Source organism: Collinsella aerofaciens, from assembly GCF_032584215.1.
Lineage (GTDB): Bacteria > Actinomycetota > Coriobacteriia > Coriobacteriales > Coriobacteriaceae > Collinsella.
On the sequence record NZ_JAWHPN010000144.1, the window covers coordinates 1 to 433 of the forward strand.

Annotated in this window: 1 protein-coding gene; it reads left to right on the forward strand. The window is 45.3% G+C overall.

Annotated elements, in window-relative coordinates:
- Positions 1-433: hypothetical protein (locus RX395_RS10160; RefSeq protein ID WP_316367406.1), on the forward strand; the 433-nt coding region annotated here is incomplete at both ends.

Consider the following 433-nt stretch of genomic DNA (forward strand, 5'->3'; position numbering starts at 1 on the left):
GAGCGCAGACGATTTGGAAAAAAAGTGCGATAGTATATCAGACCTGATAGATTCGCTGGAGCAGAAAATTGGCCACTATAGGGAAGCAGAGGAATATCTGAGAGATTACCAAAAATATGAGACAGTTGCCCAGGCATACCAAAAGCAAAACCCGCTATTTAAGCGAGGCTTTAAGACAAAATACCAAAGTGAATTATCGAAACTTTATCAGGCTAAACAGTGGCTTGAACAGATGAAGATTAAAACAGACATACCGCCGGAGAAGGTTGAAGAGCTGATAAAGGAAAAAGAAAGGGAAGTGGGGCAGCTAAAGAATGAATTGGCGGAGGCACAGGAACGGATCAGAGCGTTACGCGCAGCGGAAAAAGTAATTGCCAGACTCCAAGAGCAGTCACGTATACACAACGGACGCAGGCGACGACCATACGCGGTG